The organism is Iamia sp. (genome assembly GCF_035575815.1).
GTDB lineage: Bacteria > Actinomycetota > Acidimicrobiia > Acidimicrobiales > Iamiaceae > Iamia.
Map to the genome: position 1 here is coordinate 16,360 of NZ_DATLXO010000147.1, position 14,054 is coordinate 30,413.

Sequence of the window (14,054 nt, forward strand, 5' to 3'; positions counted from 1 at the left end):
CGCCGAACCTGACCAACGGGTCAAGTCCCCGCGGCCGGCCGTCCCGGGTCCTACCGTGAGACGGTGACCACCTCGCCCGACGGACCTGCGCTCTGCGTCCGTCCCGGAGGGGAGCGGTCGTGGGTGGCCGACGCGGTGGTGGCGGGAGGTGGGCGCATCGTCGACCCCGGCGAGGCGGAGGCGGTGGTGTGGACCTCGCCCACCGATCCCGACGGCCTGGCCGGGCTGCTCCGCGACCACCCGCGGGTCCGGTGGGTGCAGCTGCCCTTCGCCGGCATCGAGCCCTACACGGCGGTCCTCGACGACGAGCACACCTGGACCTGCGGCAAGGGAGTGTACGCCACGCCCGTGGCCGAGCTCGCCCTCACCCTGCTGCTCGGCGGTCTGCGCCACGTGCACCGCTACGCCCGGGCCACCTCGTGGAGCGGCCCGGCCGGACGCAACCTGGTGGGGGCGCGGGTCACGGTGCTCGGCGGGGGTGGCATCGCCGAGGAGGTGCTGCGGCTGCTCGGGCCCTTCGCCGTCGACGCCACCGTCGTGCGCCGCCACCCCGGTCCCGTCGCCGGTGCGCGCCGGGTGGTCGGCCTCGACGAGCTGCACCCCGCCCTGTCCGACGCCGACGGGGTGATCCTCGCCCTCGCCCTCACCCCCGAGACCCGCGGCGTCATCGGCGCCGCTGAGCTCGACGCCATGGCCGACCACTCCTGCCTGGTGAACGTCGCCCGCGGCGCCCACATCGTCACCGACGACCTGGTGCGCGCCCTCGCCGCCGGGGCCATCGGCTCGGTCGGCCTCGATGTCACCGACCCCGAGCCGCTGCCCGACGACCACCCCCTCTGGCGCGAGCCGCGGTGCACCGTGACGCCTCACGTCGGCAACACCCCGGAGATGGCGGTGCCCCTGCTCTCGGCGCGGATCACCGCCAACGTGCAGCGGTGGGCGACGGGCGCCGCCCTCCTCGGCCCCGTCGACGTGACGCTCGGGTACTGACCGCCCGAGCCGACGAGCCGGCTGGGGATCCGTGGTGCGGCCGGTCGGTCCTAGGGTGGCCGCTCCGCAGCCGTCGCCGTCCGGAGAACAACCAGCGTGGACTTCCGAGAGCACACCGTCGAGGGTCTCGCCGCCCAGGTCCAACGGGGAGAGGTGAGCGCCCGTGAGCTGGTGGGGGCGGCCCTCGAACGCATCGCCGCGCTCGACGGCGAGCTGCACGCCTTCGTCTCGGTCGACCGCGACCTGGCGCTCGCCGATGCCGCGCTCGTCGACGACCGCCTCGCCGCCGGCGACGCCGTCGGTTCGTTGGCCGGCATCCCGATCGGGGTGAAGGACCTCGAGGATGCGGTGGGCTTCGTCACCACCCACGGGTCGGTCCTCTCGGCCGAAGATGCGCCGGCGATGGCCGACTCGCTGTTCGTGGCCCGTCTGAAGTCCGCCGGCTGCGTGGTGGTCGGCAAGACCAACACGCCGGAGTTCGGCTGCAAGGGCGATACCAGCAACGGTCTCGGTCCGTCCACCGTGAACCCCTGGGACCTGACCCGATCCGCAGGCGGCTCGTCCGGGGGGAGCGCGGCGGCGGTGGCCTCGGGGATGGTGCCCCTCGCCACCGCCAGCGACGGCGGCGGGTCGATCCGCATCCCCGCCGCGATCTGTGGGCTCACGGGGTTCAAGCCCTCCTTGGGGCGGGTGCCCATCGGCGGAGCGACTCCACCGGCGTGGGCCGACCTCTCGGCCAAGGGCCCACTCACCCGGCGGGCCACCGACGCCGCCGCGGTGCTCGACGTGGTCGTCGGCCCCGACCCGAGCGACCTGCGCAGTCTGCCCCCGCCCCGCACCCTGTGGCGCCCGCAGCTCGACGAGCCGAACCCGCCCCTCCGCGTGGCGTGGTCGCCGACGCTCGGCTACGCACCGGTCGACTCGGGCGTGGCCGCCGTCTGCCAGGGCGCCATCGACCGGCTGGCCGAGTCGGGCTGCGAGGTCGTCGAGGAGCCCTTGGTGTTCCCCGAGGACCCGGTCGGCTCGTGGTTGACGCTGACCTCCGCGTCGCACCTGCGCACCGTGGGCGAGCTGCGCGGCACCCCGTCGTGGGACCTGCTCGACCCCGCCGTGCGCTTCGGAGCCGAGGTCGCGGCGTCGATGAGCGCGGTCGACGTCATCGCCGCCCAGGATGCGTGCCACCAGCTCAACTCGGCTCTGGCCACCCTGCTCCACGACGTGTCGTTCCTGCTCACGCCCGTGATCGCCGGCCGGGTGCCCGAGCCGTGGGGCCAGGGCACCATCGACGGGGTCGAAGACGCGAACTGGATACGCTTCACCTACCCGTTCAACCTCACCCGGTCGCCGGCGGGCACCGTCTTCATCGGTTGCACCGACGACGGGGTGCCGGTCGGGCTCCAGGTCGTGGGCACGCTCCACGCCGATGCCGCCGTGCTGCGGATGCTCGCCTACCTCGAGCAGGTCGTCGGCTCCGACGCGGTGGCCTCGCTCAACTGACCGCCGCTCCTGCGCCTGTCGCCTTCCGCGGGGACCGTCGGGTCGATCCCGTCGGGGTTGGGGGCGCGACGGTCGGACGGGGGGTAGCGTCGTGGGGGTGACGGCACCGCCGCATGCTCCCTGGGCGTTGCGAGGCGAGGCCCTCGTCGGCCTCTCATGGACGCGGCCGCCGGTCGAGATGCCCGACGGCATCACCGCCGCCCCCGGGCCGACGTTCGTCGTCGCGGTTCGCTACACGGATTCTCCGGTGGGGCCGTTCCTGCAGCTCATGGTGCTGGTGCCGGGCCGCCTCGGCGCCCACCCGGGGTGGTCGGCGGTGGTGGCGGTGGTCGACAAGCCCGACGCCCTGGTGGCCTTCCAGATGAACTGGGGGGTGCCGGCCCGCTTGGGGGAGCTGCGCTGGTTCGCCCGCGATGGCGTGCGCCAGCTGCTGTGGGAGGACCGCGACCTGTCGGTCAGGGCCCGCGGTCGCGGGTTTGGCGTGCCCATGGTGGTGCCCCACCGGCTGGTGCAGGCCCGGGCCGACGGCCCCGTCGTCGTGCGCGATCGGCTCTGGGGCCTGTTCCGCCCGGCGGTCGTCGCCGTCGACGCCACCCCTCGCGACGACCTCGACGTTCTCGTCGGGCGCCACGCCGGGGCGACGGTCGACGGCCTGCACCGCACCATCGCACCGGCCCGCACCCCCGTGGGCCTGCTGGCTCCTCTGCGGGCCCCGGCCGCCGGTGCCGAGCCGCTGATGCGTCGCCCCGAACGTCAGTTCTGAGGCGCCGCTCTGGGCCGGTTCGGATGGTGATCACACACAGCTCGATTCGCAGGTCGCTCAGGTCACCGGGCTGCCTGGCGACGAAGCCGTCGCGGTGCCCAGAAGGTGCCGGCCCCCGTCCTTCGGATCGAGTGCCTGCGAGACGCCGGTCTGCGCCGGTTCTGAGCCATCGTTGGTCGGAACCGATCCGGCACTGTCGCCAGGGTACCGATAGGTTCGGTCCCAAATCACTACCGGTCATCGGGGTCCGCTGCGGCGGCGCACCGACAACGAGTACGGCGGAGGACGACCATGGCTGAGCATCGACCGGCGGCCTGGCACCCTGATCCGGAGAACCCGGGTCAACTTCGGTACTGGGATGGTTTGCAGTGGACGGAGCATCGGAACCCCGACACGGGTGCCGGTGGTCGAGGCCCGGATCCGACAACCGAGATCCCGCAGGTCGACGACGCGGCAGCGGCACGGTCGGCACCGAAGAGCAAGAGCGCCCTTCCCTACATTCTGATTCCGGTCGGGGCGTGCCTGGCACTGTTCCTCCTCGCGGGCATCATCGGAGCGATGGCGGGGTCTCCGGAGGACGAGGGAGAGCAGGCCGGGTCAACCACACAGGCGTCGCAGTCGACGTCAACCAGCGAGGCGACAACGGAAGCTCCTACCGTCGATGCGCCCGCCACGACGGTGGAGCCCACCACGGCCACCACCGCGCCTGCGATCACAACCACGGCAGCTCCGACGACGGCAGCTCCGACGACGGCAGCGGCTCCGGTGTTCATGCCGGACGTGATGTGCATGAACCTCCAGGTGGCCCAAGATGCCATCCAGGCTGCAGGGGTCTTCTTCTCCCGCTCCGAGGATGCCTCTGGCCAGGGCCGTTCTCAGCTCCTTGATGCCAACTGGATCGTGGTGGGTCAGAACCCGGCCGCCGGAACGCTGATCGGCGAGGGAGACGCCGTGCTCTCGGCGGTCAAGATCGGCGAGCCGAGTCCCTGTTAGGTGGCGCAACTCCGGGCCCTTCAAGCCGAGCAGCTTCGACTTCTGGGCTGCGAACTCATCCTCGGTGAGGATCCCGCCGTCTCGCAGGTTGGCTAGCTCTCGGAGCTGCTCGGCGCGCGTCGGCTCGACGGTGGTGGTGGTCTCCTCGACCAGGACGGTCTCGTCCGAGGCCGGAACGCTGTTTTGGACCCCCGACTGCCTGCTGCTGGGTGATCGCGTGTCCGCGCCCGTCACCCGATCGGTGTGTCCGGGCTCATCGGAACGGGTGCCTGCGACGTCCGTCAGCCCGCGTTCTGAGCCGTCGTCCAATGTCGAGGCGGATGACGGGGCCACCTCCGGTGCCGGATATCTTCGCCCCGGACCACCACGGGTTCGCGCTGTTCGCCGCGACGGCGCACCGAGGAACGAGGACGACGACATGACCGCAGGCGAGCCTCTTGCTCTGTTCGACGAGTGCACCGCGGTGCGCCCCTGCGGTGCCGAGGGCGTGTGGGACGTCGAGCTGCGCGACGAGTTCACCATCGTGAACGGCCACCCCAACGGCGGGTACCTGTTGGCGCTCCTCGGACGGGCGGCGGTCGCAGCCGTGGGCGAGCCCGATCGCCACGTCATCAGCGCCACCGCGTCCTACGTCGCGCCGCCTGCGGTCGGCCCCGCCACGGTGCGCACCGAGGTCCAACGCCGCGGCCGCACCGCGTCGCAGGTCCGCACCGTCCTCGTCCAGGACGACACGCCCCGCGTCGATGTGCTGATGCTCGTCGGTGCGCTGGACTCCGAGCCACCGCTCTGGGGCGACGTCGCGGCTCCGACGCTGCCCGACGAGGAGACGTGTCAGGCCGCGTCCCTGGCGCGCCGATCCCCGATCACCGGGGGCGAGCCGCCGATGGCCAAGGTCGTCTCGCTGGCCTTCGACCCTGCCACCCTGGGGTGGGCCGCCGGCGAGCCGGGCGGGCAGGGCGAAATGCGCGCCTGGCTGCGCTTCGCCGACGACCGCCCCTTCGACCCTCTGGCCCTCCTGCTGGCCGTCGACGCGCTGCCGCCCGCCACCTTCGAGGTGGCCATGACCGGCTGGGTCCCCACCTTGAGCCTCACCGCCTACATCCGGGCCCGGCCCGCCGCCGGGCCCCTGCGGGTGCGCTTCCGCGTCGGCGTCATCGCCGGCGGGCGTGCCGATGAGACCTGCGAGGTGTGGGACAGCGCCGCGCGCCTGGTGGCCCAGTCGACCCAGCTAGCCGCCATCCGCATGCCCTGACGCGAGGGGCGATCTGGGGTGGGGCTGGGCCGCGACCTCGCGCTACTGTCGTCGGCTCCGGGCGTATAGCTCAGTCGGCTAGAGCGCTGCCTTCACACGGCAGAGGTCCACAGTTCGAGTCTGTGTACGCCCACCACAAAGGCCCAGGTCAGAGCCGGTGCCGGGGCTAAGCGGTGATCGCAGTGGCAACCGGCGCCCCGCGGAAAACCCGCGGAAATCCCGATACGGGCCGGGACGGCCCGCCACGAGGCGGGACACGAGCGGGCGCGATGGCACCGCCTGCGGGCCCTCGTCGCGAGTCCCTCGGAGCGCCGGGGATGGCTGTGAGTAGTGCGGCAGATCCGGCGTTAGGGGCCGGTACGGCATCAGGCATTCGGTAACCGGGCACGCTGGGCGTCGTGGATCGACGGTCGAGTGAGCTGCTGGGTTTCGCGCGTGACGCACGGGTGCTGATCGTCAGCTGCGACGACCTCGGCATGCACGACGCGGTCAACGCTGCCGTGGTGGAGTCGATCGAGAACGGCATCGCGAGCTCCTGCAGCCTGATGGTTCCGTGCCCGGCGGCGGCAAACGCGATCCGGCTGCTTCGCGAACGCCCGCACATCCCGTTCGGGATCCACCTCGCGCTCGTCTGCGACTCGCCGGAGTACCGCTGGGGCCCGACCGCCGCCAAGGCCGACGTGCCCTCGTTGCTCGACCCCGACACCAACGAGCTCTACGTCAACACGCCGGCCCAGCGCACCGCGCTCCTCGCAGAGGCCAAGCTCACCGATGTCGAACGCGAGCTGCGTGCGCAGATCGACGCCGTGGTCGACGTAGGACTCGCACCCACGCACCTCGACTGGCACTGCCTCGCCGACGGCGGTCGCGCCGACATCGGTGACCTGGCGATGGCGCTCGCCGAAGAGTACGGCCTCGCCGCACGGGTCTGGCTCGACGAAGGCCGCCGCAAGGCTCGTGAGCAGGGCAAACCCGTCGTCGACAACGCCTTCCTGGACAGCTACTCCATCAGCCTCGGCGACAAGGCGGCAACCTACGGGCGAATGCTCCGCGAGCTACCGCCGGGCCTCAACGAATGGGCCATCCATCCAGCGCACGGCACCGAGCAATGGCAGACGATCGAGCCAACCGGCTGGCGCATCCGGCAAACCGACCACTCGTTCCTCACCTCACCACAAGCACGCGAGATCCTTGATCATGAAGGCATCACCGTCATCGACTACCGGCCACTGCAACAGGCGTGGAACGCCTAACCGCGTGTCCCCTAGGTGCCGTTGAAGGGCACCATGGAGCCTCCGCGAGCCGGGCCGTGGCATCGAGCGCTGAGCTCAGGACTCGTGGTCGGAACGGCCGAGAGCCATCGCTTCGAGCCGTTCGAGGACGGGGTCGGCGTTGCCGGGGAACAGGTTCCGTAGCGGTCGAGGACGACGCTGACGCTGGTGTGCCCGGCCCATACAGCGATCTGCTTCGGTGAGGCCCCGGCTGCGATCCCCAGCGACACTGCAGTGTGGCGGAGGTCGTGGGGGCGGAGCGGGGCGACGTTAGGCATCCTCGCAGCCATCCTCATGGTCGGTCCTCGGGTGGCAGCCCGTAGCCCTGACGCGCCCGTGGCAGCGATGCGTCCCCCTACACGGGAACTGGCTCCGTCGGCCCGTGGGGTGCTGAGGGCCATGGGCGATGATCTCTCTGCGCCGATCTCCAGTGACCCCGACACGGAGCGATGACTAGGCCGCTGCCGCTCCGCGTCGAGCAACCGCCCGACGACGTCGCGGTCGTCGTTCGGGCCGGCGTGATGAGCGCCGAGAACGTCCGACGCTCGGCGGAGCGGACCTTCTCGCTCTACGCGGTCTACGGCATCTCCGTCGACGGTGTGCTCGAAGGGACCGTGCAGGAGGCGTGCCGAGGTGACCGGATCAGCAGCTACCGCCAGGTCCTCGACGACGAATGGCGACAGCATGAGCGCCCGGAGCTGACGGTCGGTGCCACTGAGCCACCTTCCGCTCGTCTCCGCCCCGACGATGACGAGCGCCCCCCGGAGGGTGAGGGCGCGCCGGAGGTGGGTCAACGAACGGGGCCGCCCACGGCCCGGCGGCTGACGCGTCGGCGGTATGACGGCTCTCAGTTGGGATTGAGGCGGATGATCCGTTCGCCGGTCCCGTTGTTGGAGGTGGTGAGGTAGAGCGCACCGTCGGGGCCTTGCTGGACGGTGCGGATGCGGCCCCATTCGTTCTGGTAGAGCCGCTCGACGAGGGTCATGGTGCCGTTCGCTTCGGGTCGGAAGAGCGCCAGGCTCTGTCCCTTGAGGGTGGCGGCCACGAGGTAGCCGTTCCACCCCTTCCACTGGGGCCCTTCGAGCCAGGTGATGCCGGAGGTGGCGATGGTCGGGGCCCCGGACTCCCACCGGGGGATGACGGCGTCGGGGTACCGGGCGGTATCGGTCATGGGGACGTTCTCGTTGTAGGGCGGCGGGCGGGAGGGGTCCCATCCGTAGTTGCCGCCCGGTTGCTCGAGGTTGACCTCGTCATCGGTGCCCGTGCCGTGCTCGGCGGACCACATGGTCCGGTCCGACGCTCGGAACGCGAGGCCCTGGACGTTGCGGTGCCCGTAGCTGAAGACCTTCCGCTTGTCGGCGACCGAGCTCCAGTGGAACGGGTTGGCCGGGTCCCCGTATCCGGTGTCGGGGTTGACCCGGAGCACCTTGCCCGCCAGTGAGGTCTTGTCCTGCGGGGCGGTGCCGGTGATGGCGTCGCCGGTTCCGACGTAGAGCCGCCGCTGGTGGTCGAAGCGCAACCGGCAGCCGCTGTGGTTGCCGCTGGTGGACGGGATGGACACGACGGGCCAGCCGACACGGGTGAGGGCGGTGCCCTCGGCGTTGGCTTCCCAGCGGATGACGCGGACGTTGCGGACGCCGCCGGTGCGTTGGAAGCCCTGGCAGGTGTAGATCCGACGGTTGGAGTTGAAGTTGGGATCGACCACGATGCCCATGAGGCCGGTGGTGTACTTGACCCAGAGGTCGCTCATGTCGGCCCGCAGCTGGAGGACCTGCCCGGTGCGACGGCGGATCATGATCCGCCCGTCCTTCTCGGTCCAGATCATCGATCCCGACGGTGTGAAGGTCAGGTCCCACGGACCGACCAACCCGTCGACGATGGTGGTCGCCTCCAGCGTCGGCGGCGCGGGCTCACACGCCGTCAGCGCCGCGGCCCCCAAGGTCAACACCAGCAGCGAGCCGGCGACGCGCGACACCGCGCCCCGCGCAACGGCCATCGACCGACGAGATCCGTTCATGACCACCACGCCCCCTCCGCACCGTCATCCGCCACTCGGCGACGCCGCAGTCGTCAGCAACCTAGCGCCCGACATCGAGCTGTGTCGAGGTCGGACGAGGCGGGTCACGCCATGGTGCGCTTCAACCCGATGGGTTGCTCTCGGGGACGTGGCGCACGATGACGGCGTATCCGCCCGAGCCGATGAGGGCTGACCCGTCGAAGTGACGACCGTCGACCACGATCTCGGTGATCCGACCGGTGTGGTCGTCGACGACGAGGTCGTCGACCTGACCGAGCGCCTCGCCCATGTCGTTGAACGTCCGCTTCCCGAGGGGGTCGAGGTCGCCCGACGCAGCTCGCTCTTGCTTCGGGCCTTCGGGGGCGACCAGGACGTCGCGGGTCTCGATCGTGATGGCGTCGGGGCCGATGGCCTTGATGGCGGTCCACGGGAGGAGGGATTCGGCGCCCGGGGTCTTCTTCAGGACCAGGGCGGCGACCTCGCCGGCTCCGGGATCGAGGGCTGCGCACCGGACCTCACCGACGGTCGTGGCCGTGGTCAGGTCGAGCACGGATCGGCCGCTGAGGGGTTGCAGCCGAACGGTCACGACGATGCTCCGAGCTGCTCGCGGAAGGCCTCGACCGAGGCGCCGAAACCGGTGTAGTCCTCGCTGACGAAGTCGCGTGCGGATGCGGGGACCACGATCGCCTCTCCCGAGATGGCGAGCGCCGCCGGCAGCGGGAGGAAGACCTGCGCCCCCTCGGTACCGAGGGCCTCCGAGGCCTTGACCTCGAAACCGACGATGTCGGCGTGGCCGGCGGTGACCGATGCGATCACGTCGGTCACCTCGCCGAGATCGGTGCCGTCGTCGGTGATCACACGATCACCGAGCACGTTGTCGCCGGAGCCCGAGAGCGAGTCCGGCGCCGCGAACACGCCGCGCGAGGGGACCATCACGGCATCGGGACCGATGGCGTGGACATCGGCCACCATCAGCACCTGCTTCTGGGGGCCGCCGAGCAACCCCGGCTTCCGCATGGTGAAGCCGGTGATGCCGCCGGCGCGCTTGTCGAACACCACGTCTTTGATCTCGAGCCCGTGCTCCCCGGAGAGGGTCACGATCGGGAGCCCGGTGAGGTGCGAGGCGCGCACCAGCTTCAGAACGGAGCCGGGGTCCGTCTCCGCCTCCTCGTAGCGGCCGGGGCCGGGCTGCGGCGTAGATGCCGGCGGCTTTGCGGGCGCAGGCGCCGATGTCTCGTTGAGCTCGGTCTCGTTGAGCTCGTCGTCCGATGCCGGCCTACTGCCCATCGGGTCGCCTCTCATCTGGTGGCTTGGTGCCGGCGATCACGCCGCCGGCGCGCCGCTTCTGTTGGAGGACCACCAGGGCGACCAACACCAACACGACGATGATCAGTGCGATGAAGGCTGCAACTTCCACGTGCCCCTCCGGGGTGGCTCGTCGGCGGGGATGCTGCGCACGACGCCGAGCGGTCGAACCCTAGCCGTCGTTGCTCGCTTGCCCGGATGCGTGGCGACGGGAGATCTCCTCGAGCGGGTGAGCGCGCCGCGTCGCGCTCACCCATGCCCGGGCGGGAGACGATCAGCGGTCGTCGTCGCCGTCGACCTCGACGCGCTCCTTGCGCACGTCTTCGGAGACCTCGCGCTGCTCGACGTCGACATCCTTGTCGAGGCGGACGCGCTCCTTCGGCACCGCCTGCTTGTCGACGACGACCTCTTCCTCGCTGAGCACCATCTCGTGCTCCTCCTCGGTGAGGTCGCCGCCGGCCATGGCGGCGTCGCGGTTCGCGTCGGTGATGGGCTCGCGCTCGACGCGGACCTTCTCCTTGCGGACCGGCACGGTTGTCGTCACGTTCTCGGTGACCACGTACTTGCGGAGACGGGCCGTCCCCGCCTGGCGGGACTGGGTCCCCACCGAGAGCTCCTCCTCGGAGCGAGTCATGGCGTCGTCGGTGCTGGGACCGGAGGTGTCGGTGCCGGTGTCTCGCCCCATGTCACCCCGGTCGGTGCCGGCCGCAGGGTCACCGCCGCCCGACGGCTGGTCGCCCTGGCCGTAGGGGTCATCCTGGCCGTAGTAGCGGTAGAGCTCGCCCTCCTCCTCACCGCTGAGGAAGCCCTCCTCGGGGTCGACGTTGGGGGCGTCCTTCACGAAGCCCTTCTGGTAGGGGACGCGCAGGGCATCGCCGTCTGCGCCTGCGCCGCCGATCGGCAGGAAGGTCTGGCGCGAGCCGAACATCCCTGTCTTCACCGCAAGCCACTCGGGCTGACCCGTGGCCTGGTCCATGTAGACGTCCTCGAGCTTCCCGATCTTGTCTCCGCCTTCGTCGACGACATCGGCGCCGACCCAGTCGTTCCATGTCGTTTGCGAGGTGTCGGTCATGAGGGCCTCCGTAAGTGCCTTTGGGGTGGATCTGGTCACTCCCCAGCACTGGCTCATCGACGCACATCCAAGGTCCCGACTGCTGTTTCCCCCGGATGGGTGTCCGGTCGTCGCCCTTGGGTCGGCCCGTCACCCGGCCGGGGGCACGACGGCAACCACCTCGATGCCGTCACGTGTCATCGAGCGCCTCGGCCGCAGGGCGAAACCGTTCGAACGCTCCCGTTCCGAAGATGAGCCGGACGGCTTCGGCCCGGTTGCGGACCCCGAGCCGTCGGTACGCGCGGCTCAGGTGCGTCTTGATGGTCTCGTGCCCGACGAACAGAGCCTCACCGATCTGCGGGTTGGTCAGGCCCTCGGACACCAGCACCAGCACCTGGCTCTCTCGTTCGGTGAGGCCCCTGTCCTTGCCCGGCCAATCGAGGTCGTCGAGCGCCGGGTTGGTGGACGCGCCCTGCGCGGTGACGTCCTCGCCGGACGCGACCCGCACGAGCGCCTCGATGATCGCCTGCGCCGGCAGGCGCTTGGAGATGAACCCTGTCGCCCCCGCTCGCCGGGCTTCGTCGACGAGGGCGGCGGTGACATCGAGCGTGAACATCGCGACGTAGCGGACGTGGCGGTGGCGGCGGAGCTGCTCGATGGCCTGGGCCGCGATCCCGATTCGCCCGTAGGTGTCGTAGAGCGCAACATCGACCGGGGGGTGCTCGATGGGTTCTCCCACGATGATGCGTTCGCAGACGTTCGCCTTGTCGGGGAACCGCCCGAGCATCCCGGCGAGGCCGTCGACGATGATCTCGTAGTCGTTCACCGCCGCAACCGAGATGGGCAGCTCTGCCCCCATGGCCGCACCCGGGGACGCAGAGTCGCTCATCGGCGCAGTCTCGCCCATGGGCGGGGCCGGCGGCGCGAAGCCCAAGGTTGAGCTCGGCCCGTCGTGCGGCCTTCCTAGGGTGAGGGCCCATGACCGGATCATCCCCCTCCACCCCCGCCGGGCGCACGTGACCGGAGCGCTCCCGCCGCCCCCGGAGGGCAGCTTCGCCAGCGACAACGCCGCCGGGGTGGCCCCGCAGGTGATGGCGGCCCTGGCCGAGGCCAACCACGGACCGGCCCTGGCCTACGGCGACGACCCCTGGACCGCCGCCGCGACCGCCGCCCTCCGCGCCCAGCTCGACGCCCCGGCCGAGGTGCTGCTGTGCTGGGGCGGCACGGGCGCCAACGTGGTCGGCCTGGCCACCGTGGTGCAGCCGTGGCAGTCGGTGATCTGCGTCGACTCGGCCCACATCGTCGTCGACGAGTGCGGCGCCCCCGCCCGCTTCACCGGGGCCTCGATCACCGCCGTACCCAACGTCGACGGCAAGCTGCGGCCCGAGGCGCTCGACCCCTACCTGCACTGGCTCGGCACCGAGCACCACCCGCAACCCGGCGTCGTATCCATCAGCCAGGTCACCGAGATGGGCACCGTCTACACCGTTCCGGAGATCGGAGCCCTCTGCGACGCTGCCCACGGCCACGGCCTCGTCGTGCACCTCGACGGCGCCCGGATCGCCAACGCCCTGGTGGCCTGCGGGACCGACCTGGCGACCATGGTGCGTGACACCGGCGTCGACGTGATGACCTTCGGCCTCACCAAGAACGGCGCCATGTACGGCGAGGCCGTGGTCTACCTCCGGCCCGAGCTGGCCGCCTCGGCCCGGTACGTGCGCAAGCAGGCCGGGCAGCTGCCATCGAAGGCCCGGTTCGTCGCCGCCCAGATCACCGCCCTGCTGGCCGACGACCTGTGGCTCGACCACGCCCGCCACGCCAACCGTCTGGCCGGCCTGCTGGCGGACCGGGCCGGAGCTGTCGAGGGCGTCGACATCGCCCGGGCCCCCGAGGCCAACGCCGTCTTCGCTCACCTCCCCGCGGCGGCCATCGCCCCGCTCCAGGAGTGGTCGTTCTTCTGGCCGTGGGACCTCGAGCGATCTCAGGTGCGCTGGATGACGAGCTTCGCCAGCACCGAGGCCGACGTGGAGCGCTTCGCCGCCGGCGTCTCGGCCCACCTCGACGCCGTGCCGCCTGCCTAGGCTGACCCTTGCCATGGAGGTGCCGATGACGACTGCGCCGACCGAGGGGCCCACGGCGGGACCCGGCTCCCAGCCGCTGAGCCCTCGGGTGCGGTCTCTCTGGCACCTGCTCTGGGGCATCGGGGCCGGCGTCGTAGTCCTCGTCGCCCTGGGCATCGGGCTGGCGGCGGCCTTCGCCGGCGCCGCTGCGGTCGCGGCCGCCAGCGCCGCGATCGCCATGGTGGCGGTCGCCGCCGCCGTGGCCGTGCCCCGAGCCCGGTACCGGCGGTGGAGGTGGGAGCTCACCGACGAGGGCCTGGAGGTGGCCCACGGGGTGCTGGTGCGCGTCGAATCCGCCATCCCGGTGTTCCGCGTGCAGCAGATCGACGTGCGCCAGGGGCCCCTCGAGCGGGCCTTCGGCCTCGTGACCCTCCAGATCACCACCGCCTCCTCCGGCAGCGACGGCCTGCTGCCGGGCATCGACGAGGACCGGGCCGAAGCCGTGCGCCGCCAGCTCCTCGGCCGGGCCGCCGCCGACGACGGCGTCTGAGCCCGGTGTCTGAGCTCGGAGGCGCCGGTCCTCCGTCCTCGTGGCCGTCGCCGCCCACGGGCCCTCCGTCGGCCTGGCCGTCGCCGCCGACGGGGCCGCCGCCGCCGACGGGGCCGCCGCCCGGACCGCCACCTGCGTCCTCGCCACCGACCGGGCCGCCACCTGGGTCCTCTCCCCCGACCGGACCCCCGGTTCTCAGCGGACCGCCGTCGTTCGAGGGGCCCCCGTCGTTCGACGGGCCACCGTTCTCCGCACCGCCCCCACCTGTCGATGAGCCGTTGGCGGGTGCATGGACGGCGCCGGGT

15 protein-coding genes, 1 tRNA gene and 1 pseudogene are annotated in these 14,054 nt (G+C 71.5%); 10 read left to right on the forward strand and 7 right to left on the reverse strand.

Annotation, left to right across the window (positions count from 1 at the left end; translation table 11 throughout):
- Positions 1 to 63 precede the first annotated feature (63 nt).
- The 4 genes from VNL12_RS15330 to VNL12_RS15345 all read left to right on the forward strand — a co-directional run bounded on the left by VNL12_RS15330 (position 64) and on the right by VNL12_RS15345 (position 4,243).
- The gene (locus VNL12_RS15330) at positions 64 to 990 is read left to right on the forward strand and encodes an NAD(P)-dependent oxidoreductase (protein ID WP_325595814.1); all 927 of its coding nucleotides are present in this window, start codon (positions 64 to 66) and stop codon (positions 988 to 990) included.
- A 96-nt stretch (positions 991 to 1,086) separates the two neighbouring features.
- Positions 1,087 to 2,487: an amidase gene (locus VNL12_RS15335; RefSeq protein WP_325595815.1), complete on the forward strand. Its 1,401-nt coding sequence runs from the start codon at positions 1,087 to 1,089 to the stop codon at positions 2,485 to 2,487.
- Positions 2,488 to 2,584: 97 nt separating this feature from the next.
- Positions 2,585 to 3,250, forward strand: a complete 666-nt coding sequence (locus tag VNL12_RS15340; RefSeq protein WP_325595816.1) for a hypothetical protein — start codon at positions 2,585 to 2,587, stop codon at positions 3,248 to 3,250.
- 291 nt (positions 3,251 to 3,541) lie between these two features.
- A complete protein-coding gene (locus tag VNL12_RS15345; protein WP_325595817.1) occupies positions 3,542 to 4,243 on the forward strand; it encodes a DUF2510 domain-containing protein in 702 nt (233 codons plus the stop codon).
- A gap of 39 nt (positions 4,244 to 4,282) precedes the next feature.
- Here VNL12_RS15345 and VNL12_RS20985 read toward each other — a convergent pair.
- Positions 4,283 to 4,765: pseudogene (locus VNL12_RS20985) on the reverse strand (SHOCT domain-containing protein); the annotation flags it as partial.
- Between VNL12_RS20985 and VNL12_RS15350 the strand changes: the two are divergent.
- The 3 genes from VNL12_RS15350 to VNL12_RS15360 all read left to right on the forward strand — a co-directional run bounded on the left by VNL12_RS15350 (position 4,662) and on the right by VNL12_RS15360 (position 6,748).
- Positions 4,662 to 5,495 carry a thioesterase family protein gene (locus VNL12_RS15350; RefSeq protein ID WP_325595818.1) on the forward strand — a complete coding sequence of 278 codons (834 nt, stop codon included), beginning with the start codon at positions 4,662 to 4,664 and terminating at the stop codon, positions 5,493 to 5,495. The pseudogene VNL12_RS20985 and the gene VNL12_RS15350 sit on opposite strands and share 104 nt — an antisense overlap.
- Before the next feature lie 59 nt (positions 5,496 to 5,554).
- Positions 5,555 to 5,631, forward strand: a tRNA-Val gene (locus tag VNL12_RS15355).
- Positions 5,632 to 5,893: 262 nt separating this feature from the next.
- Positions 5,894 to 6,748: a polysaccharide deacetylase family protein gene (locus VNL12_RS15360; protein ID WP_325595819.1), complete on the forward strand. Its 855-nt coding sequence runs from the start codon at positions 5,894 to 5,896 to the stop codon at positions 6,746 to 6,748.
- Between the two features lie 865 nt (positions 6,749 to 7,613).
- On the opposite strand, the gene VNL12_RS15365 is transcribed toward VNL12_RS15360, so the two are convergent.
- The 6 genes from VNL12_RS15365 to VNL12_RS15390 all read right to left on the reverse strand — a co-directional run bounded on the left by VNL12_RS15365 (position 7,614) and on the right by VNL12_RS15390 (position 12,028).
- Positions 7,614 to 8,762, reverse strand: a complete 1,149-nt coding sequence (locus VNL12_RS15365; RefSeq protein ID WP_325595820.1) for a PQQ-dependent sugar dehydrogenase — start codon at positions 8,760 to 8,762, stop codon at positions 7,614 to 7,616.
- A gap of 142 nt (positions 8,763 to 8,904) precedes the next feature.
- A complete protein-coding gene (locus VNL12_RS15370) occupies positions 8,905 to 9,369 on the reverse strand; it encodes a PRC-barrel domain-containing protein (protein WP_325595821.1) in 465 nt (154 codons plus the stop codon).
- Complete coding sequence (locus VNL12_RS15375) at positions 9,366 to 10,070, reverse strand: PRC-barrel domain-containing protein (RefSeq protein ID WP_325595822.1); 705 nt, start codon at positions 10,068 to 10,070, stop codon at positions 9,366 to 9,368. The genes VNL12_RS15370 and VNL12_RS15375 overlap by 4 nt, the downstream gene beginning before the upstream one ends.
- On the reverse strand, positions 10,060 to 10,200 hold the full coding sequence (locus VNL12_RS15380) for a hypothetical protein (RefSeq protein ID WP_325595823.1): 141 nt from the start codon (positions 10,198 to 10,200) through the stop codon (positions 10,060 to 10,062). Before VNL12_RS15380 ends, VNL12_RS15375 begins: the two co-directional genes overlap by 11 nt.
- 162 nt (positions 10,201 to 10,362) lie before the next feature.
- The gene (locus VNL12_RS15385; protein ID WP_325595824.1) at positions 10,363 to 11,160 is read right to left on the reverse strand and encodes a PRC and DUF2382 domain-containing protein; all 798 of its coding nucleotides are present in this window, start codon (positions 11,158 to 11,160) and stop codon (positions 10,363 to 10,365) included.
- Between the two features lie 169 nt (positions 11,161 to 11,329).
- Positions 11,330 to 12,028, reverse strand: a complete 699-nt coding sequence (locus tag VNL12_RS15390; protein ID WP_325595825.1) for a response regulator transcription factor — start codon at positions 12,026 to 12,028, stop codon at positions 11,330 to 11,332.
- 79 nt (positions 12,029 to 12,107) lie between these two features.
- On the opposite strand from VNL12_RS15390, the gene VNL12_RS15395 reads away from it, so the two are divergent.
- The 3 genes from VNL12_RS15395 to VNL12_RS15405 are packed head-to-tail and all read left to right on the forward strand — an operon-like array spanning position 12,108 to position 14,023.
- Positions 12,108 to 13,220 (forward strand): threonine aldolase family protein, encoded by a 1,113-nt coding sequence (locus VNL12_RS15395; protein ID WP_325595826.1) that lies wholly within the window; start codon positions 12,108 to 12,110, stop codon positions 13,218 to 13,220.
- Positions 13,221 to 13,233: 13 nt separating this feature from the next.
- Entirely contained in the window at positions 13,234 to 13,749 is a 516-nt protein-coding gene (locus VNL12_RS15400; RefSeq protein WP_325595827.1) for a PH domain-containing protein, read from the forward strand.
- Between the two features lie 40 nt (positions 13,750 to 13,789).
- Positions 13,790 to 14,023: a hypothetical protein gene (locus VNL12_RS15405; protein WP_325595828.1), complete on the forward strand. Its 234-nt coding sequence runs from the start codon at positions 13,790 to 13,792 to the stop codon at positions 14,021 to 14,023.
- The last annotated feature ends 31 nt before the right edge of the window (positions 14,024 to 14,054 follow it).